The organism is Paracoccus aestuariivivens, assembly GCF_009711225.1.
Taxonomy (GTDB): domain Bacteria; phylum Pseudomonadota; class Alphaproteobacteria; order Rhodobacterales; family Rhodobacteraceae; genus Paracoccus; species Paracoccus aestuariivivens.
The window spans coordinates 52,674-72,411 of sequence record NZ_WMIE01000016.1 but is presented as its reverse complement, the minus strand read 5'-3'; the positions used below and the strand labels follow the sequence as shown (position 1 = coordinate 72,411).

At 64.4% G+C, this 19,738-nt stretch carries 19 protein-coding genes; 5 read left to right on the top strand and 14 right to left on the bottom strand.

Annotated elements, in window-relative coordinates; genetic code table 11:
- On the bottom strand, window positions 1–217 hold a 217-nt coding region (locus tag GL286_RS17715), incomplete at its 3' end, for a hypothetical protein (protein ID WP_155096904.1).
- A gap of 400 nt (window positions 218–617) precedes the next feature.
- Here GL286_RS17715 and GL286_RS17710 point away from each other — a divergent pair.
- A complete protein-coding gene (locus tag GL286_RS17710) occupies window positions 618–1,934 on the top strand; it encodes a mechanosensitive ion channel family protein (protein ID WP_170295276.1) in 1,317 nt (438 codons plus the stop codon).
- 35 nt (window positions 1,935–1,969) lie between these two features.
- Here the strand turns inward: GL286_RS17710 and GL286_RS17705 are convergent, their stop codons facing one another.
- The 3 genes from GL286_RS17705 to GL286_RS17695 all read right to left on the bottom strand — a co-directional run bounded on the left by GL286_RS17705 (window position 1,970) and on the right by GL286_RS17695 (window position 5,874).
- Window positions 1,970–2,899: a hypothetical protein gene (locus tag GL286_RS17705; protein ID WP_155096902.1), complete on the bottom strand. Its 930-nt coding sequence runs from the start codon at window positions 2,897–2,899 to the stop codon at window positions 1,970–1,972.
- Between the two features lie 154 nt (window positions 2,900–3,053).
- Window positions 3,054–4,862 (bottom strand): ABC-F family ATP-binding cassette domain-containing protein, encoded by a 1,809-nt coding sequence (locus tag GL286_RS17700; RefSeq protein ID WP_155096901.1) that lies wholly within the window; start codon window positions 4,860–4,862, stop codon window positions 3,054–3,056.
- Between the two features lie 43 nt (window positions 4,863–4,905).
- On the bottom strand, window positions 4,906–5,874 hold the full coding sequence (locus GL286_RS17695) for a serine hydrolase domain-containing protein (protein WP_155096900.1): 969 nt from the start codon (window positions 5,872–5,874) through the stop codon (window positions 4,906–4,908).
- A gap of 131 nt (window positions 5,875–6,005) precedes the next feature.
- Here GL286_RS17695 and GL286_RS17690 point away from each other — a divergent pair, with 131 nt between their 5' ends.
- From GL286_RS17690 to recR, 3 genes are read left to right on the top strand one after another with little or no spacing between them, the layout of a single operon-like run.
- Entirely contained in the window at window positions 6,006–7,784 is a 1,779-nt protein-coding gene (locus GL286_RS17690) for a DNA polymerase III subunit gamma/tau (protein WP_155096899.1), read from the top strand.
- 3 nt (window positions 7,785–7,787) lie between these two features.
- Window positions 7,788–8,132, top strand: coding sequence for a YbaB/EbfC family nucleoid-associated protein (locus GL286_RS17685; RefSeq protein WP_155096898.1), 345 nt, complete (start codon window positions 7,788–7,790; stop codon window positions 8,130–8,132).
- Between the two features lies 1 nt (window position 8,133).
- The gene (gene recR, locus GL286_RS17680) at window positions 8,134–8,736 is read left to right on the top strand and encodes a recombination mediator RecR (RefSeq protein WP_155096897.1); all 603 of its coding nucleotides are present in this window, start codon (window positions 8,134–8,136) and stop codon (window positions 8,734–8,736) included.
- Window positions 8,737–8,808: 72 nt separating this feature from the next.
- Here the strand turns inward: recR and GL286_RS17675 are convergent, their stop codons facing one another.
- The 4 genes from GL286_RS17675 to GL286_RS17660 form a co-directional block, all read right to left on the bottom strand.
- Window positions 8,809–9,255, bottom strand: coding sequence for an Hsp20 family protein (locus GL286_RS17675; RefSeq protein ID WP_155096896.1), 447 nt, complete (start codon window positions 9,253–9,255; stop codon window positions 8,809–8,811).
- A 114-nt stretch (window positions 9,256–9,369) separates the two neighbouring features.
- Window positions 9,370–10,650: a glycolate oxidase subunit GlcF gene (gene glcF / locus GL286_RS17670; RefSeq protein ID WP_155096895.1), complete on the bottom strand. Its 1,281-nt coding sequence runs from the start codon at window positions 10,648–10,650 to the stop codon at window positions 9,370–9,372.
- A 6-nt stretch (window positions 10,651–10,656) separates the two neighbouring features.
- The gene (locus GL286_RS17665) at window positions 10,657–11,685 is read right to left on the bottom strand and encodes an FAD-binding protein (RefSeq protein WP_155096894.1); all 1,029 of its coding nucleotides are present in this window, start codon (window positions 11,683–11,685) and stop codon (window positions 10,657–10,659) included.
- Window positions 11,675–13,120, bottom strand: a complete 1,446-nt coding sequence (locus GL286_RS17660; RefSeq protein WP_155096893.1) for an FAD-linked oxidase C-terminal domain-containing protein — start codon at window positions 13,118–13,120, stop codon at window positions 11,675–11,677. Before GL286_RS17660 ends, GL286_RS17665 begins: the two co-directional genes overlap by 11 nt.
- Window positions 13,121–13,247: 127 nt before the next feature.
- Between GL286_RS17660 and GL286_RS17655 the strand changes: the two genes are divergently transcribed.
- A complete protein-coding gene (locus GL286_RS17655; RefSeq protein ID WP_155096892.1) occupies window positions 13,248–13,949 on the top strand; it encodes a DUF599 domain-containing protein in 702 nt (233 codons plus the stop codon).
- On the opposite strand, the gene GL286_RS17650 is transcribed toward GL286_RS17655, so the two are convergent.
- The 6 genes from GL286_RS17650 to GL286_RS17625 all read right to left on the bottom strand — a co-directional run bounded on the left by GL286_RS17650 (window position 13,911) and on the right by GL286_RS17625 (window position 19,734).
- Window positions 13,911–15,107, bottom strand: coding sequence for an MFS transporter (locus GL286_RS17650; protein ID WP_155096891.1), 1,197 nt, complete (start codon window positions 15,105–15,107; stop codon window positions 13,911–13,913). The genes GL286_RS17655 and GL286_RS17650 overlap by 39 nt on opposite strands.
- A 113-nt stretch (window positions 15,108–15,220) precedes the next feature.
- The gene (locus tag GL286_RS17645; protein ID WP_155096890.1) at window positions 15,221–16,003 is read right to left on the bottom strand and encodes a crotonase/enoyl-CoA hydratase family protein; all 783 of its coding nucleotides are present in this window, start codon (window positions 16,001–16,003) and stop codon (window positions 15,221–15,223) included.
- A complete protein-coding gene (locus GL286_RS17640) occupies window positions 16,000–16,857 on the bottom strand; it encodes a hydroxymethylglutaryl-CoA lyase (protein ID WP_155096889.1) in 858 nt (285 codons plus the stop codon). Before GL286_RS17640 ends, GL286_RS17645 begins: the two co-directional genes overlap by 4 nt.
- Window positions 16,844–17,509 carry a glutathione S-transferase family protein gene (locus tag GL286_RS17635; RefSeq protein WP_155096888.1) on the bottom strand — a complete coding sequence of 222 codons (666 nt, stop codon included), beginning with the start codon at window positions 17,507–17,509 and terminating at the stop codon, window positions 16,844–16,846. Before GL286_RS17635 ends, GL286_RS17640 begins: the two co-directional genes overlap by 14 nt.
- Window positions 17,502–19,430, bottom strand: coding sequence for an acetyl-CoA carboxylase biotin carboxylase subunit (locus GL286_RS17630; protein WP_155096887.1), 1,929 nt, complete (start codon window positions 19,428–19,430; stop codon window positions 17,502–17,504). The genes GL286_RS17635 and GL286_RS17630 overlap by 8 nt, the downstream gene beginning before the upstream one ends.
- A 25-nt stretch (window positions 19,431–19,455) precedes the next feature.
- Window positions 19,456–19,734, bottom strand: a complete 279-nt coding sequence (locus tag GL286_RS17625) for a macro domain-containing protein (RefSeq protein ID WP_155096886.1) — start codon at window positions 19,732–19,734, stop codon at window positions 19,456–19,458.
- Window positions 19,735–19,738 lie beyond the last annotated feature (4 nt).

Below are 19,738 nucleotides of genomic sequence, written 5' to 3'. Positions count from 1 at the left end.
CCTCCGGCTCGTGCAGGGAATAGATCCTGTCCTTGCTCTTCGGGGTCTGTTCCAGCAAGCGACCGACCAGCCAGAGCGCTTCGAGCACCTTGTCGCGCAGGGCTCCCCCGGGGATGTCTTGCAGATGGTAATCCTCCCAATGAATAGGGGGATGGGATTGTGGAATTTTCTCGATGCGTGAGCCGATGAGATTCGGATGAGCCAGATGATCGTCCACCGTTTGACAACGTCTTCCAATGGTCTGCTCATCGCTACGTCCTACTCCTTATAACATGAGCAGGTTTTCACTGGGGCGGTACAGAATGACGCTGGTTTTGCGACAAAGGGCACCGTCGCGGGTGCCTTTTCGCATTCCGGCTTTCAAACTGGACAATCGGTCGCACGGTGGCCTGATAGTCAAAAGATGCAAAATAATGCTACCCCCCTGCCTCCCCGTGTTAGCCTTCACTGGCGACACCAATGCGAACGCCAGTGGGAGTGCTCCTGTGCCTTATTCCGTTAGTATGTCCACCCGATCCCCCATACCGACGCCAGACAAATCCCCCCGCAAACGCCATTTTGCCGCCCCGCTTTTCGCGGCCATGCTGCTTTTCACCCCCGTTGCGGCGAGCGCGCAGATGATCCCAAGTGGCGGATCGGACACGCCTCCGGTCGCCTCGCAAGAACAGGTGAAAGCGGCCGTCAAGGAGCTGGTTACAGCTGGTGATGCAAAGCCCGGGCCGGTATCGACCGCCAATCTTGACGTCACGACGGATGAACTGGGTTTCCTGCTTGAACCTTTGACGCTTTCCGAACTCAAGACCGAAATGTCGGGCTGGCAAGGTGAACTGCAAAAGGCTGTCGGCAATCTCGCCACGGCCGAGCTGGAATCGCTGAAACTCAACGCCGAGATCGAAAAGACCAATGCCGACGCGCCCCCTCTGGCCGAAGGCGAGACCCGCGAACTGACTCCCGAACAAAAGTCGATGGTCGAGAAGATCGCCAAGCTGCGCGAGATCCGCACTACGATCTCGGACCGCTTCCGCGAGGTGATGGACGCATATGAGGACAAGGGCGGTGCCCCCGAGGACACAACGAACTACCGCGCCTATGTGAAAGATGTCGGCGGTGTTCAGGTCGACACCACCAACCTGCATTCCGCCCTGCTGACCCTGAAAGTCTGGGCCAATGCCGAAGATGGCGGCCAGCGCCTGCTGCGCCGGATCGTGTCCGTGCTTCTGTTCACCATCGGCGGTATCATCGCGGGCTGGCTGATCAGCCTGATCGTGAATATCGCGCTGAAACGGACGCATCTGACCTCGAAACTGATGCGTATCTTCCTGCGTAGATGGATTGCCCGTCTGGGCGGGTTGGTCGGCTTCCTGTTCGGACTGTCATGGATCGGGACGAACATGACTCCCATCCTTGCCGGACTGGGTGCCGCAGGTTTCATTCTGGCCTTCGCATTGCAAAACACCATCAGCAACTTCGCCAGCGGCATGCTGATCCTGTTCCTGCGCCCCTTCGATGCCGGAGACGAGATCGAGGCCGCAGGCGTGTCGGGCGAGGTCGAGAAGGTCTCGTTGTTCTCGACCCATCTCAGCACGTCGGAAAACCGCAAGGTGATCGTTCCGAACAACAAGATCTGGGAAGACGTCATCGTCAATTCGACGGGCGCAGATACCCGCCGCCTGTCGCTGGAGGTTGCCGTCAACGCCGGAAAGCACAGCCTAGACGAAGCCGAATCGCTGCTGCGTCAGGTCATGGAACAACATCCCGACGTTCTGGATGATCCGACGCCCTCACTGACGCTCAGCGCCATGACGGATGAAACCTATACGTTCACCTGCTGGCCGTGGGTCCGCACCGCAGACCGCGATCGCGTCCGCTGGGAACTCGTCTCGCAATTCGGACGTAAACTCAGCGTTGTCAAAGGTACGACAGCGGCAAGCTAATCCGACCGGTCAAGGGGCGGGCAGACCGCCCCTTTTCACAACACCTCGCGCAGTGCATCGGTCACGGGCAGGTGGAATAAAAGTTCGGTATTCGTGTGATGCCATGCACAGGCGATGCTTTTATCAGTGCTGATCGACGCCCGTGAATTGAGCAAGCCGAAACCGTCCAGACTGCCCATCACGTCGATCACCCGCTTCCATGGGCGTGGCATATGGATCTTGGCACTGACGGTCACGATCCGCGACCGGTCGGCCAAGGCGTTCGCCAAGCGCGGCTTGTGTTCGGTCAGTTCGAACAGCGCCTCGGAAATCACCAGATTCCCCTTGGAATGGCCGACAAGCAGCGACCAGTCCAGAAACTCCAGCAACGAATACAGCGTCTTCACGTCAAGGCTGCGGCGAATCACCGTCGTCAGGTTCCCCGAAGTCGTCTCTAGCGTCGAGGGCAACATCCGTGTCATCGCATCAAGCGGCTCGAAGCTATGCCGCATCGCATTGAGCCAGCCGAACCAGAAGAAGCCGCCCAGCGCCTCGGACATCAGATCGGCCAGACCATAGCCCGAAACCACACTCAATACCGGCCTGCCAATGGCATCCGCCACGTTTCGCGAGAATGCCGCCGTGCCAAGACCCGATGATCCGACCCCCGCCACAGCGATGCAATCGGCCATTTTCGGATATGCATCAGCCTGAAAGCTTTCGAATGTCTGCCAGACCGTCAGCCCGCCCGCGCCGGAAGGCTCGGTCAGGATGATGGCCCCTTCGCGCGCATAGCTGGGGGCCAGTTGCGCGACCTCATCTTCTTCCAGAACGCGCAGATCGTAGAAAATGTAGTCCAGAAAGGCATTTCGTTCGCGCAGCGGCTCAAGCAGCGCTTCCTTGTACGGATTCGGCGCGGCCAGCTTTGTCGGCAATGAAATCAACCGCGAGGCCTGCGCTATTCCAAAGGATTGAGCAGATTTCATGTCATCATCCCCAATCGACTGGAGATGATATTAACCTGAATGACCGCCTGATAAGGCTGGGCTTTTTGGATAGGTCAATTCCGAACGAAACCGGTCGAACAGACCGGAATCGTTCGAAATATGCCGGATCTCCGGTAGAAACGCGGTTCCGGAATTATCCGTCTTCTTTCTCGGCAAGCACCATCCATTCCTCTTCGGCCGCAGCCAGTGCAGCTTGCCGTTCGGTCAGACCGTCGCTCGCCTTGGCGAATTTGGCGGGTGCGGTGCTGAACAGATCAGGCTGGGCAAGGAACTCGTGCAGCTTGCCGATTTCAGCCTCCAGTCGCTCGATAATACCGGGCAACGAATCCAGCCGTTTTTTCTCGGTAAAGCTCAGGCCGGATTTTACGGGCTGCGCCGTGATTTCAGGTTTGGACGTGACAGGTGCAGCCTTGACCTCGACCTCGGGCGCGTCATCGGGACGTTGGGCGCGGTAATCCGACCAGCCGCCGGGATAGATCACGGCGCGGCCATCGCCCTCCATCGCCACGGTGGTGGTGGCCACGCGGTCGATGAAGTCGCGGTCGTGGCTGACCAGCAGCACGGTCCCGTCATATTCGCCAAGGATATCCTGCAACAGGTCCAGCGTTTCCACGTCCAGATCGTTGGTTGGTTCGTCCAGCACCAGCAGGTTCGAGGGCCGGGCCATGATCCGCGCTAACAAAAGCCGCGCTTTCTCGCCGCCAGAAAGGCTGCCGACCGGCGCGCGGGCCTGTGCCTCGTCGAAGAGGAAATCTTTCAGATAGGCCACGACATGTTTGGGATTGCCGCGCACCATGACCTGATCCGAGCGCCCAGACACACGCATCTCGGGATCGCCGGTCATCGCGTCCCACAGGCTGACCGTCTCGTCGATCGCGCTGCGGGCCTGGTCAAAGATCGCGATGTCCAGATTGGTGCCCAGCTTGATTTCGCCCTCATCGGGGGCAATTTCACCGGTCAGCATCTTGATCAGCGTGGTCTTGCCCGCGCCGTTCGGGCCGACAAAGGCCACGCGGTCGCCGCGCAGCACGCGCAGATCGAAAGGCTTCAGAATGGTGCGATCGCCGAAGGCCTTGGAAATGCCCTTGGCGTCGATCACGCGCTTGCCCGATTGCTGGCCCGATTCCAGTTCCATCAGCGCCGCGCCCTGACGGCGGATCTGACCGGCGCGCTCGTCGCGCAGCGCCGCCAGCGCCCGGACACGGCCCTGATTGCGCTTGCGCCGTGCGCTGATGCCTTCGACGGCCCAGCGGGCCTCGGCCTTGATCTTGCGGTCGAGCTTGTGGCGGGCGTCATCCTCGGCGGCCCAGACTGTCTCGCGCCAATCCTCGAAATTCTCAAAGCCGCGATCCTGACGGCGGATCTCGCTGCGGTCGATCCACAGCGTGCCACGGGTCAGCGCGCGCAGGAAGGCGCGGTCGTGGCTGATCAGGACGAAGCCGGTGCGGGTCGTCGACAGCTGCTCTTCCAGCCAGCTGATGGCCTCGATATCCAGGTGGTTGGTCGGCTCATCGAGCAGCATCAGTTCCGGCGCCTCGGCCAAAAGGCGGGCAAGTGCCGCACGGCGACGCTCACCGCCCGAGGCGGTGGCCACGACACGGTCGGGGTCGAATTTCAGCCCCTCGGCGGCCATTTCGACGCGGTAATCCTCGCCGTCATGCAGGCCCGCGCGGGCGAAATCGCCCAAAGTGGCAAAGCCCGACAGATCGGGGTCCTGCTCCATATAGCCGACTTTGACGCCGGCGGGCGTGACGACCTGACCCGTGTCAGGTTCGACCAGCCCGGCCATGACCTTCATCAGCGTGGATTTGCCCGAGCCATTGCGGCCAACCAGCGCCAGCCGGTCGCCCTGCTGGACGGTCATGTTCAGACCGTCAAAGACGGGATTGCCGCCGAAGGTCAGCGAAATATCGGTGAGTTGCAAAAGGGGTGCGCGTGCCATGAGGCGCAGATATGCTGCGCCGCAGCCTTGGTCAACGCCCCCCTCACAGGCTTTGCACCAGATCACCCGCCAGCGCATGCAATTCCGTCCGGTAGCCGGTGCGCGCCGAGGGTTGATCCGGCTCCGAGGTCATGGCGATCACCACGGGCACGGCGCCGGGAAAGACATAGACCATCTGCCCGCCATAGCCCCAGCCGTAACGCACATCCCGCCCGCCAATCCGGCTGATGAACCAGCCATAGCCATATTCCTCGCCATTGAAGAAGGATCGCGTGCGCGGCTGCCAGCTTGCGTCGATCCATTCCGGCGCGATCACCCCCTGCCCGCCTGCCGCATAGGCCGCGCCAAAGGCCATCAGGCTGCGCGTCGACATCGCCATCTGATTGCCGCCCAGATAGATGCCCTGCGGGTCACGCTCCCATGCGGTGATGGCAAAGCCGGGAATATCCAGCCAGTCCCGCGCCAAGGCCAGCGTCGACCTGCCCCCGGCCTTGGTCAGCATGGCCGAGACCAGATGGCTCGAGGCCGTCGAATATTGCATCCGCCCGCCGGGATCGGTTTCAAAAGGCGCGGCCAATGCGGCGCGCACCCAGTTCGGGCTGCTGACCCAGCGCCCGTAATTCGGCCCCGATTGGCGCTGCAAGCCCGCCTGCATCGACAGCAGATGCCCCAGCGTCAGCGATGCCATGCGCGGGTCGGGATCGGGTGGCAGATCGCGCGTCAGGACCTTGTCCACCCGCTGATCCGGGCCGGAAAACACGCCCTTGGCAATCGCGATCCCCGCCAAGGCCGAGATCACCGATTTCGAGGCCGATTTGATATTCGTGGGCTGATCCGGCCCATAGCCGCGATAGCCCTGCGCCGCGACCTCTTCGCCGTCCCGCCAGACGGCAATGGCGCGCAGCGGCTGCATCGCCCCGGCCTCTTGCAACAGGCCCGCAGCCGTCGCCCGCGCCAAGCGCGGCGCGGCCAGCAAAGCGGTGGCGGCAAGGATCAGGGAACGGCGCTGCATCCTCGGACTATGCCGCGGACACATCCTTGGGGAAACGCGCAATCTCTTGGCAATGGTCACATCTGCGTTGCCCAAAGGTTGCCGCCCTGCCCACCCGCGTCTAATGTGTCGCGGCAGAGAAAAGGCGGACCATGAGCGAAAGCGAAAAGACCTATCAAGTTCTGGCGCGGAAATACCGCCCCGAAACCTTCGCCGACCTCGTGGGTCAGGACGCGATGGTGCGGACGCTGAAAAACGCCTTCGCCGCTGACCGCATCGCGCAGGCCTTCATCATGACCGGCATTCGCGGCACGGGTAAGACCACCACCGCGCGCATCATCGCCAAGGGCCTGAACTGCACCGGCCCCGACGGCACGGGCGGCCCGACGACCGAACCCTGCGGCACCTGCGAGCATTGCGTGGCGATCAGCGAGGGCCGCCATGTCGACGTGATGGAGATGGACGCCGCATCCCGCACCGGCGTGGGCGACATCCGCGAGATCATCGAGTCGGTCCATTACCGGGCGGCCTCGGCACGCTACAAGATCTACATCATCGACGAAGTTCACATGCTGTCGACCAGCGCCTTCAACGCGCTTTTGAAGACGCTGGAAGAACCGCCGCCGCATGTGAAATTCATCTTTGCCACCACGGAAATCCGCAAGGTTCCGGTCACGGTGCTGTCGCGCTGCCAGCGTTTCGACCTGCGCCGGATCGAACCCGAGGTGATGATTGCCCTGCTGCGCAAGATCGCCAGCCGCGAGAATGCCGAAATCACCGACGATGCGTTGGCCCTGATCACCCGCGCGGCGGAAGGCTCTGCCCGCGACGCGACCAGCCTTCTGGATCAAGCGATCAGCCATGGCGCGGGCGAGACCACCGCCCCGCAGGTCCGCGCCATGCTGGGTCTGGCCGACCGTGGCCGAGTCCTTGACCTTTTCGACATGATCCTGCGCGGCGCGGCGGCCGAGGCGCTGGCCGAGTTGCAAGCGCAATATGCCGATGGGGCCGACCCAATGGCAGTGCTGCGCGATCTGGCCGAGATCACGCATTGGATTTCCATCGTCAAGATCACCCCCGAGGCGATCGACGACCCGACCATCGGCCCCGATGAGCGCGCCCGCGGTCAGGACATCGCCACCCGCATTCCGATGCGCGCTTTGACCCGGCTGTGGCAAATGCTGCTGAAAGCGCTGGAAGAAGTCGGCCAAGCCCCGAACGCCATGATGGCGGCCGAGATGGCGATCATCCGCCTGACCCATGTCGCCGACCTTCCCGACCCCGAGGCGCTGATCCGCAAGGTCCAGACCTCGATTTCGGCGGGCGAGTTCAACCGCGCCCCCTCGGCCCCCGCGCAGCGTCCCGCTGACGCCCCGCGCATGGCCGCCCCCCGCGCCCCCATCGCCGCCCGCCCCGATGGCGGCGCGCTGGCGATTGCGGTCTCGCCCGATGCCCTCGCGGCCTTCCCGGATTTCGAATCCGTCATCGAGCTGATCCGCCGCATGCGCGACATGAAGCTGCTGCTGGATGTCGAGGATCACCTGCGCCTTGTCCGCTATTCGCCGGGCCGGATCGAGTTCGAACCGACAGACCGCGCCCCTCGCGACTTCCCCCAGCGACTGGCCGAGCGTCTGCACGGCTGGACCGGCGGGCAACGCTGGGCCGTCACGGTCGTCTCGGAAGGTGGTCAGCCCACAATCAGCGAACAACGCGCCGCGCGCGAGGTCGCAGCCCGCGCCCGCGCGATGGAGAATCCGACCGTGCAGGCAATCTTCGCGGCCTTTCCGACGGCGAAAATCACCGCAATCCGTCCCGTTCCCGCCCCGCCAGCGGTTGAAAAGCCCGTGGGCGAGGATACATCCCCGCATGACCTGACCGAAGGCCCCGTGGCCGAGGTCGAGGAATGGGACCCCTTCGAGGACGAGGAATAAGAAATGTTCAAAGGTTTGGGCGATATGGGCGATCTGTCGAAGATGATGGAAGCGGCCCAGCAGATGCAGACCAAGATGACCGAGATGCAGGAAGGGCTGAACCGCCTGACCGTCACCGGCGAGGCGGGCGGCGGGTTGGTCAAGGCCACGGCCACCGCCAAGGGCGAGCTGACCGGCCTCGATATCGCCCCGTCGATCTTCCGCTCGGAAGACAAGGAAGTGGTCGAGGACCTTATCCTCGCCGCGATCAAGGATGCGCAACGCCGCGCCACCGACAAATCGGCCGAGGAAATGGCGCGCCTGACCCGCGAAATGGGCCTGCCCGCAGATCTGAAGATGCCCTTCTGACATGGCCTCTGGCCCCAGCGACGATATTGAATCGCTGATCTCAACGATGGCGCGCCTGCCGGGGCTTGGCCCCCGCTCGGCGCGTCGCATCGTGCTGCATCTGATCCGCAAGCGCACGGGTCAGATGGCCCAGCTTGCGACGTTGATGTCGGGCGTGGCGGAATCCGCCCGCGAATGCCTGACCTGCGGCAATGTCACCCAATCCGACATCTGCCCGATCTGCCAAGACCCTGCCCGCGCCACCGGCGAAATCTGCGTTGTGACCGATGTCGCCGACCTTTGGGCCTTGGAACGTGGCCGCGCCTTCAAAGGCCGCTATCACGTCCTTGGCGGCAGCCTGTCCGCGCTGGATGAAATCGGCCCCGAGGACCTGCGCATCCCGCAACTCATCACGCGCATCGCAGATGAAAACGCGTCCGAGGTGATCCTTGCCCTTTCCGCGACGATCGAGGGCCAGACCACCGCGCATTACATCGCCGAGGCGCTTGAACCGACCGGCGTCACCGTTACCGGCCTTGCCCAAGGTGTGCCGATCGGCGGCGAACTCGACTATCTCGACGACGGCACGATCACCGCCGCTTTGCGCGCCCGCCGCAAGCTGTGAATCAAAAAGGGCGCGGCCTTGACCACGCCCCGAAATCTCAAGTCCGGGGGCGCAATGCCCCCGGCAGCGGGATCAGGAATCCAGCTTCTCGACCGCTTTCACCGTCTTCGAGATCGCGATGCGGCGCGGCTTCAGCGCCTCGGGGATCTCTCGGATCAGGTCGATATTCAGCATCCCGTCCTCATGGCTCGCGCCATCGACGCGGACATGGTCGGCCAGCGTGAAGCGGCGCTCAAAGGCGCGGGTCGCGATGCCGCGATGCAGGAAGGTCCGACCTTCCTCCTCGGGCGATTTCCGGCCCGAGACGATCACGGCGCCGTCCTTGACCTCGACATTCAGGTCATCGGCACCAAAGCCCGCGACGGCGATCGAGATGCGATAGGCATTCTCGCCGGTCTTCTCGATATTATAGGGGGGATAGCTCGCGATATCGGCGGACAAAGCACGGTCCATGACATCAGCCATACGGTCAAAACCGACCGAGGCGCGATACAGCGGGGTCAGATCAAAATTGCGCATTTTCGCATCCTTCTTCAAGCGATACAAAGGCTTGCCCCCCTTTTCGGGCGGGCAGGTCTGTCGGCGCCCTTGGGCCCTCCGACAGAGTTTAGCTAGGTATGCGCTGGCCCCGTTTCAAGCCTCGGCCAAGGCGCGCGGCTTCGGCCCGCCGCTCGCCCAATCGAGCAGTTCGACCGTATGGACAACCGGCACACCGGTCCCCGAGCCGATCTGCATCATGCAGCCGATATTTCCCGCCGCGATGACCTGCGGCGAGGTCGCCTCAAGCGTCGCGACCTTGCGGCGCTTGAGTTCGCCCGAAAGCTCGGGCTGCAGCAGGTTGTAGGTCCCAGCCGAACCGCAGCAGAGATGCGGGTTTTCCGGCTCGACCACGGTAAAGCCCGCGCGTGTCAGCAGCGATTTCGGCGTGGTCTTGATCTGCTGGCCATGCTGCAGCGAACAGGCCGAGTGATAGGCCACGCGCAGCCCCTCGCCTTGCCCCTCGGGCAGACCGTGACGGTCAAGGAACTCGGTCACGTCGCGGGTCAGGCGCGCGACCTGCTCGGCCTCGGGCTGCATCGGATCGCCCGCGAAAATCTTGCCGTAATCCTTGATCGTCGTGCCGCAGCCCGAGGTGTTGATGATGATCGCGTCCAACTCGCCCGCCGCCAGAAAGCTGCGGATGGTGGCACGGGCGGAATGCAACGCCTCTTCCTCGCGGCCCATGTGATGGGTCAGCGCGCCGCAGCAGCCGAAATCTTCAGGGATCACCACTTCGCAACCCGCGCGGCGCAGCAGGCGGATCGTCGCGTCGTTGATGTCGGTGTTCAGCGCCCTTTGCGCGCAACCGGGCATCATCGCCACCCGCGCCCGCTTCTCGCCGATAGGCGCAAAAACCTGCCCCTGATCGTTGCGGCTGACCGAGGGGATGGATTTCGGAGCCATCTCCAGCATCGCCCGCAGCCGCGCATCGGGCATGAACCGCGCGAAGGGCCGCGCGAGTTTGGCGCCCAGCAGAGCCAGCCGGAAGCGGCCCTGATAGGGCAGCACCTTCGCCAGCATCCAGCGCAGCGCGCGATCCTGCCACGGACGCCGATAGGTCTTTTCGACATGGATGCGGGCATGGTCGATCAGGTGCATGTAATCCACACCCGAGGGGCAGGTGGACATGCAGCTGAGACACCCCAGACAGCGATCCAGATGCTTGACGGTCTTCTCATCCGCATCCCGCCCGCTTTCCAGCATGTCCTTGATCAGGTAGATCCGCCCCCTCGGGCTGTCCAACTCGTCCCCCAGCACCTGATAGGTCGGGCAGGTCGCCGTGCAAAAGCCGCAATGAACGCAAGCGCGCAGGATCTTGTTCGAGCGCGCGACCAGCGGGTCGCTCAGCTGCTCTTCGGTGAAATTCGTCTGCATGAAATCCTAGCTGGCAAAGATCCGGCGAGGGTCGAACCGCTCGCCAATGCTGGCATTGAGTCGCGCCACAACCGGATTGGGCACGGGAAGGGTCATCGGTTCGGCTCCGGTTACGCGGGTGGCGTGGCCCGACCATGCGGGCAGGTTGGGGGCCTCGCCCGCAGACAAAGCGACCCAGATCAGGCTGCCCCCCCAATCGACTGCCAAGGGCTGCGGCAGGGTGGCCAGCAGCGCAGGGGCCTCGGACGGACGGCAGACGATGCGCCACAGATCGCCTTCGGCGGCGGTCGGAACCATCTGCGACCAGCTTGTGCCGTCGCCCTCAGCCACCTCGCCAAAGCTCGACAACCGCTCGGTCAGAGCACGGCTGCGAATGCTGACGGAACCTTCCAATCCTTCGATCCGGATCAGCGCGCCCTGCCCCGGCAGCCAAGCCGCGCCGGACACATCGAACGGCCCGGTCAGAGCCGAAGTCAGCGCCGCCACCGCACCTAAGGCATCCAGCCCCGGCAGCGCCAACGTGGCAGAACAAGGCGGCATCGGCGCGGTTTTCAGCGCGACCTCGGTCAGCACGCCTAGGCGGCCCCGCGATCCGGCCATGAGCTTCACCAGATCATAGCCGGTGACGTTCTTCATCACCCGCCCGCCATTCTTGACGACCTCTCCCTGCCCGTTGACATAGCGCACCCCGATCAGTGCATCGCGGCAGGCCCCAACCTGCACTCGACGCGGCCCCGAGGCATTGGCCGCCACCACGCCCCCGATGGTCGAACCGGGGCGCGCGTCAGGCTCAAAGCCCAGCATCTGCCCCTCGGCGGCCAGCGTGGCCTGCACCTCGGCCAAGGGCGTCCCAGCCCGCACCACCAGCGTCAGGGCGGCGGGCTCATACAGCACCACCCCGCGCAGGCCCGAGACGTTCAGCCGCTCGCCCGCACCCTCGCCCGGTTGCAGCCGCGTGCCGCCGCCGATGGGTGACAAAGGCGCGGAGGCGGAACGGATCAGGTGGGACAGGTCGTCTTCGGATTCAGGCCGCATTGCGGATGCCCTCGCGGCGGGGGGCCGAGACGGCCAGCGGAAAGACCTTGGCCGAGTTCAGCAACCATTGCGGATCAAAGGCGTCCTTGACCCGCATCTGGGCCTCAAGGTCGATGTCGTTGAATTGGGTGGACATCAGTTCGCGTTTCTCGACGCCGACGCCATGCTCACCGGTCAGGCAGCCGCCGACCTCGACGCAAAGCTTCAGGATCTCGGCACCCAAAGCCTCGCAGCGTTCCAGATCGCCGGGCTTGTTGGCGTTATAAAGGATCAGCGGATGCATATTCCCGTCGCCCGCGTGGAAGACATTGGCGACCTCTAGCCCGAATTCGCGGGACAAGTCCGCGATGCCTGCCAAGACCTGCGGCAAGGTGCTGACCGGGATGGTCCCGTCCAAGCACATGTAATCGTTGATCTGCCCCATCGCGCCAAAGGCCGATTTCCGGCCCAGCCAGATGCGACGGGATTCGTCCTCGGACTGGCTCTCGCGGAACTCGATCGGGTCGAAGCGCGAAGCGATGTCACGGATCAGGGCCAGTTGCTCGTCGATCTCGGGCGGCGTTCCCTCGACCTCAATGATCAGCAAAGCCTCGCAATCGGGGTAGCCGGCATGGGCGAAGGCTTCGGTCGCGAGGATGCAGGGGCGGTCCATGAATTCAATGGCGACGGGCAGCACGCCCGCGCGGATGATCGCCGCCACACAGGCCCCTGCGGTTTCCGAGGCGTCGAACGCCACCAGCACGGGCCGTGCCCCGGCGGGTTTAGGCAGGATGCGCAAGGTCGCCTCGGTCACGATGCCAAGTTGGCCCTCGGACCCGCAGACGACGCCCAGCAGGTCCAGCCCAGCAGCCTCGCCCATCGGGCCGCCCAGTTCGACGACCTCGCCATCCATCAACACGACCGTCACGCCCAGCAGATTGTTCGTCGTGACGCCATATTTCAGGCAATGCGCGCCGCCGGAATTCATCCCGATATTGCCGCCAATCGCGCAGGCCAACTGGCTTGACGGGTCGGGGGCATAGAAGAAGCCCGAGGCATCCACTGCGCCCGAAACCGACAGGTTCGTCCGTCCCGCCTGCACCCGGATGAAGCGGTCGTTGTAATCAGCCTCCAGCACCGCATTCATGCGGGACAAACCGACAATCACCGCATCCGCCGTGGGCATCGAGCCGCCCGCGAGGCTGGTCCCTGCGCCACGCGGCACGACCGGCACGCCTTCATTATGGCAAATGCGCAGAACGGCCGAGACCTCGGCGGTCGTCGCGGGCAGAACCACCGCCAAGGGCGGGCAGCGATAGGCGGAAAGCGCGTCGCATTCATAGGCCCGCGTCTCGGCCGGATCGTCGATCACAGCATCTGGCACCGCCTGACGTAGCCGGGCAGAAATGCTGGCGCGCCGTGCGATAATGCGCGGGTCGGGCTGGGGCATTTGCATCAGAAATGCCCAACCGCGATATATCGGATTGCTGCCATTTGCCTCCTCCAAAGAAATGGTAACTTTCCTTGGATAGCCCTGCGGCAAGTCACTGGCAACCGCGGAACGGCACGGCTAATCTCGCCGCATGGAGAATAGCATTCTGATCCTTGGCCCCTTCACGACCGGCGACGCCATCGCCGTGCTGTGGCTTTTCGTTGCATGGTTCGGCATCGGTTGGCTCACCGAGCATCCGCCAAAAGGCTATCCGTCCGTATCCGTCCTGATGAAGGAATATCGCCGCGAGTGGATGCGGCAATTCGTGACCCGTTCACCACGGATATTCGACGGCAATATCCTGTCATCCCTGCGCGACGGGACGGCGTTTTTCGCCTCGGCCTGCATGATCGCGGTCGGGGGCGGGCTGGCGCTGATCGGGAATACCGACCAGATCGCTGGCGTCGCGCGCCAGTTCGATATGGCCCATGTTCCGGCGCTGATGTGGGAAATCAAGATCGTGGTCGCGCTGTTCTTCGTCGCGAACGCGCTGCTGCGCTTCATCTGGGCGCACAGGCTTTTCGGTTATTGCGCGGTGATGATGGCCGCTGTCCCGAACGAGATCGAGAATCCCCATGCCATCCCCCGCGCCCTGCAAGCGGCCGAGATCAACATCACGGCCGCGAAGAGCTTCAACTCGGGTTTGCGCTGCGTCTATTTCGCGCTTGGTGCGTTGGGATGGCTGGCCGGACCGGTCTGGCTGTTTATCGCCACGACGGCGGTTCTGGCGCTGACGGTCCGGCGGGAATTTGCCTCAGGCTCGCGCGGGGTAATCCTGGGCGGAATGCCCTGAGGCGCGGGACTGCCACCAGGCAAAACCCAGCGCCACGATCCCTGCCAGCGACAGACCGACCCCGACCAGCCCCGAGGACCGCCAGCCCCAGCCAGCGGCCAACGCCATGCCTGCAAGCCACGGCCCCAGCGCGTTCGCGGCGTTGAAGGCGGCGTGGTTCATCGCAGCAGCCATCGACTGAGCCTCTCCGGCGACTTCCATCAGGCGCGTTTGCAACGGCACCGCCATGGACGCGCCCACCCCGACCAGGAATGACGAACCGATCATCAGGACCCAGTTGCCCACCGCGAGCGAGGCCATTGCCTGCGTCACCCCCATAAACACCATCAAGGCCAGCGAAGCGCGGAACTCACCCAGACGGATGGTGAGTTTGGCCGCGATAATGCTGCCCAGCGTCATACCGATACCGAAGACGGAGAGCAGTGCCGCGACCGCCCATGCGGGCGGTTCGGTCGTGGCCAGCATCGCGGCCGACAGGAACGCGTAAACCGCAAAGACGCCGCCGCAACCGATCGCCCCGACCAGCAAGGTCAGGATCACGGCGGGATTGCGCAGCGCCTTCAGCTCGGCCAGCGGATTGGCATCGGGCGATGCCCCGACCCGAGGCGCAAGGCGCAGGATCAGCCAGCCCGCGATCAGCGCAAGCACGCCCGGCAAGGCAAAGCCCCAGCGCCAGCCAAGCCCCTGCCCCAGCACTCCAGCCAAAGGCACGCCCGCGATATTTGCAATGGTCAGCCCCAGAAGAACCTGCGTGACGCCCTTGGCGCGTTGCTCTTTCGGCAAGGCATCGGCGGCGAACAGCATCGCGACACCCAGATAGCCACCATGCGGCAGGCCTGCCAGAAAGCGGGTGAAAACCAGCGTGCCATAGCCCGGAAGGATTGCCGCCAGAAGGTTCATCACCCCGTAAGCCGCGATCAGCGCCGCCAGATAACGCCGACGCGGCAACCGCGCGCCGATGATCGAGGTAATCGGCGCGCCCACGACGACTCCCAACGCATATGCGCTGATGACGTGACCGGCTTGCGGCTCGGTGATGGCCAGATCGCTGGCATACCATGGCAACAGGCCCATCGCAGCGAATTCGGAGGTTCCGATCGCGAAGGAGCCCAGCCCAAGGGCAAGGATGGCAAGTTTTAGGTTCGGCTGGGGCGACATGCGTCTCATTCCGATCAGTCTGAGGGGATTAAGGTATACGTTGGCGATAACAGATCGCCCCTTTCCCTGTCAGCATCCCCTCAGATCAGGTCGGCCATGCGCTCAGCGCAAGGCTATGCCTGCCAACTTGGTTTCTCCTTTGCGAAGAAGGCGGTGATGCCTTCCCTTGCCTCATCGGATTGCCAGACCTCGACCAAGGCATCGACGGTTTTCTCGATCACATCTGCGTCGATTCGGGGGCCGAGGCTGCGGGCAAGGCGTTTGGCGGCGGCAACGGCTTCCGGCGCACAGGAAAGATAAGGCAGGACTTCGGCCTCGATTGCAGCGTCCAGCGTGGCAATATCGGCGCAACTGGTGATCAGGTCGAGACGCTGCGCCTCCTCGGCTCCGAACAGCCGCGCCGACATGAAGACGCGGCGGGCCTTGGCCTCGCCCATTCGGGCGATGACATAGGGGCCGATGGTGGCGGGGATCAGTCCAAGGCGGGTTTCGGTCAGGCCAAAGCGCGCCTCGGGTGTGCCGATCGCCACATCGCAGACCGAGATCATGCCGACGCCACCGCCAAAGGCATTGCCCTGTACCCGCCCGATCAGTGGCTTGGGCAGCGTGTTCAGCGCCTGCAGCATCAGCGCCAATTCGCGCGCACCGGCGCGGCGGGTTTCGGCATCGGCAGCCATCTGTGCCTGCATCCAGCCCAGATCACCGCCGGCGCAGAAGCTTTTACCCTCGCCGGCGAGGACGATCACCCGCACGGAAGGGTCCGCGCCCAGCAGGCTCGCGGCTTCCGTCAACTCGCGGATCATCTGGGCCGAGAGGGCATTATGCTTCTCAGCCCGCGCCAGCCACAGATGCGCGACGCCGCGTGCGTCGGTCTCGATGCGGATCGTGTCCATCATTCCCCTCTTGCCCGCAGTGCGCGGGCCATCTCGGCGGCTTGGGCAATCACGCCGAGATCAAGCCCCGTCTCAAATCCCCGTTCCGCCAGATGCGCGGCGACGGCTTCGGTCGCGACATTCCCTGCAGCACCCGGCGCATAGGGGCAGCCGCCGAGACCGCCCACCGCAGCATCAAAAACCCGCAATCCGCGCGCGAGACTAGCGTCAATATTGGCCAGCGCCCGCCCTGCCGTGTCGTGGAAATGGCCGGCGAGTTTCTCGGGAGGCACTTCCTGCAGCACCGCAGCCAGCATCGCGTCCACCGTCTCGGGACGGCCCTGCCCGATCGTGTCGCCAAGGCTGATCTCGTAGCAGCCCATGTCGCGCAAAGCCGCCGCGACCCGTGCGACGTTTTCGGGCGGCGTCGGCCCGTCAAATGGGCAATCCGTCACCACCGAGACATAGCCGCGCACCGGAATGCCATCGGCCCTTGCCGCCCCAACAACGGGTGCAAAACGTTCAAGGCTTTCGGCAATCGTCGCGTTCAGATTGGCGCGCGAGAAACCCTCGGATGCCGAGGCGAAGATCGCAACCTCGCTGGCCTTCGCAGCCCGCGCCCCCTCATAGCCCTTCATATTCGGGGTCAGCACCGCGTAGCTGACACTGGGGACGCGGCTGATCCCCGCCATGACCTCGGCGGCATCGGCCAGTTGCGGCACCCATTTCGGGCTGACGAAGCTTGTCACCTCGATGCGCCGGAAACCGGCGCGGGACAGCAGATCGACCAGCGCGATCTTGTCTGCAGCCGGGATTAGGCGCTTTTCGTTCTGCAACCCGTCGCGCGGTCCCATTTCAAATATTTCAGCGCGTTGCATCTGGAACCTCGTAGAAATCTTGGCTGTAGATCACCCGCGTGTCGGGCGCGGGCAGCGCCGCTTGAAACGCCGGACGGGCGGCGCAGCGGGCGGTGTAAGCGGCCAAAACCGGACGGGTATCGAAGCGGACAAAACGCGCGGCGGTCCAGACCGAATAGCCGATCTGGCAATCCACGCCCGAGAACTCGCCCAGCAGCCAATCGCGGTCCGCAAGCGCCGCCTCGACCAGCCCCAAAGCGCGGGACAGTCGCGCCGCTTCCAGCTTCATCACCGTGGGCGAGCGCTGCCAATCCTCACGCAGCATGATGTGGTGCTGCGTCAGGTTCGCCAGATGTTGGCCCAAAGTCTCGCCGAAATGCAGCCAGTCGAGCCATGCGGCGCGATCTGCCGTGCCAGCCGCGCGGGTCAGATGCGGCGCGCGGGTCTCGCACAGCCATTCGGTGATCGCGCCGGATTCATGCAGCGTGACCGCGCCGTCCTGCAGCGCCGGAACCCGCCCGACCGGATGGATCGCGGCATAGGGCGGTTGGCGCATCGAGCCGTCGAAGAAATCCAGGCTCTCGATCCGGAAGTCGCAGCTGATCTCATGCAGCAGCCACAGCGCCCGCATCGAGCGCGACAGCGGCACATGCCACAGCGTGAGGTCAGGCATCGGCATCCTCTTCCAGCCGGATCAGCGCGGCACCGGCCTCGACCTGATCGCCGGGCTGGGCTAGCACCTCGGCCACGCGCCCGTCGCGGGCGGCGGTCAGGCTATGCTCCATCTTCATCGCCTCGAGGATGGCAAGGCGGTCGCCCGCCGCGACCTCTTGCCCCGGCGCGACGAAGACCGCCTTGACCAGCCCGGGCATGGGCGAAAGCGTCAGCCCGCCGCCGACCTCCTCGCCGCCCCGCGCCAAGGGGTCCAAAGGCAGCAGCGTCAGCGAACGCCCGCCAAAGACACTGGTCCCCGCCGCATGGCTGACGATGCGCGCACGGCGCGGCTTACCATCAACCCACCAGCGCCCGCCCTCATAGGCGATCTCATGCGCCACGCCTGCCAGAGTGACGCGGGCCGCGCCGGGGCCAAGGACCTCCAGCACCGCCTCGCCGCCTTCCCAAGCGATGGTCCGGCGCAGGGGCTGCCAGAGCGTAATCCCGCCCCTGACCAGCGGATCGGCAAGACCCGCCAGACCCAGCACCGCCAGTGCGCGGGTGGCCGGATCGGGCTCGGCGGCCTCGGTCAGCGCGCCAAGGTCGCGGGCGATCAGGCCGGTATCGACCTCGCCTTGGCCAAAACCCTTGTGCCGGGTCAGCGCGATCAGGAAATCGAGATTGGTAACCGAGCCCGCCACCTCGGTATCACACAGCGCCGCTTCCAAGGCCCGCAGGGCGATGGCGCGGGTCGCGCCATGCGTCACAACTTTCGCGATCATCGGGTCATACCACGGGCTGATCGTATCCCCCGGACGCACGCCAGACTCGATGCGGGCTCCGCCGGGGAAGTGCAGATGTGCCAGCGTGCCCGTCGCCGGGAGGAAGCCTGCCGGCACGTCCTCGGCATAAAGCCGCGCCTCGAAGGCATGGCCGGAGATCGACAGATCCTCTTGCCGTGCGGGCAAAGGCTCGCCCGAGGCCACGCGCAGTTGCCATTCGACTAGATCGACGCCGGTGATTGCCTCGGTCACCGGGTGTTCGACCTGCAGACGGGTGTTCATCTCCATGAACCAGAAGCCGTCGGGACGCAGACACTCGCTGCCATCGACGATGAATTCGATCGTGCCCGCGCCGGAATAGCCGATGGTTTCGGCGGCACGGACGGCAGCGGCGCCCATGGCGGCACGCATTTCCTCGGTCATGCCGGGGGCCGGAGCTTCCTCGATCACCTTCTGGTGGCGGCGCTGCAGCGAGCAGTCGCGTTCGAACAGGTGAACGGCGCGGATGCCATCGCCAAAGACCTGCACCTCGATATGGCGCGGCTGCTGGATATACCTCTCGATCAACACCGCGGGATTGCCGAAGGCGGTCAGCGCCTCGCCCTGCGCCGAGGCCAGCGCATCGGTGAAGTCAGCGGGCTTATCGACCAAGCGCATCCCCTTGCCGCCGCCGCCCGCGACGGCCTTGATCAGCACCGGATAGCCGATCTGGCCTGCCGCCTCGGCCAGATGCGCTGGGTCCTGATTGCTGCCGTGATAGCCCGGCACAACAGGCACACCCGCCTCTTCCATGAGCGCTTTGGCTGCGTCCTTGAGGCCCATCTTGCGGATCGCCTCGGCCGAGGGCCCGATAAAGACCATCCCAGCCTGCGTCACCGCATCGACGAAATCGGGATTCTCGGACAGGAAGCCGTAGCCCGGATGGATCGCCTGCGCGCCGGTCTCCAAGGCCGCCGCGATGATCGCATCGCCCCGCAGATAGCTGTCGCGCGGCGCAGACCCGCCGATATGGGCGGCCTCATCCGCCAAAGCGACATGGCGGCTGCCGCGATCGGCATCGGAATAGACCGCGACCGTGCGGACGCCCAACTTGCGGGCGGTGTCGATGACGCGGCAAGCGATCTCGCCACGATTGGCGATCAGGATTTTCTGGAACATCAGGCGGCTCTCGGATCGGGAATGGTCATTCGTCCAGCTCTTCCGACAGGATGCGGGCGCTGGCGGCGTCAAAGGCGACAAGTGTCACGGCAAGGCCCTGCCCCTGGGCGCGGATGGTCTCGAGCGCGATACGCGCGGCACGATCGGCAGGAAAGCCGAAAATGCCGGTCGAAATGGCGGGAAAGGCGATGCTTTCAAGGCCATGTTCGCGGGCGAGGTTCAGGGAGTTGCGATAGCAGGCGGCGAGCAACTCGTCTTCACCCTGTCCGCCGCCCTGCCAGACGAAGATCGATTGTTCGGGCATCGCC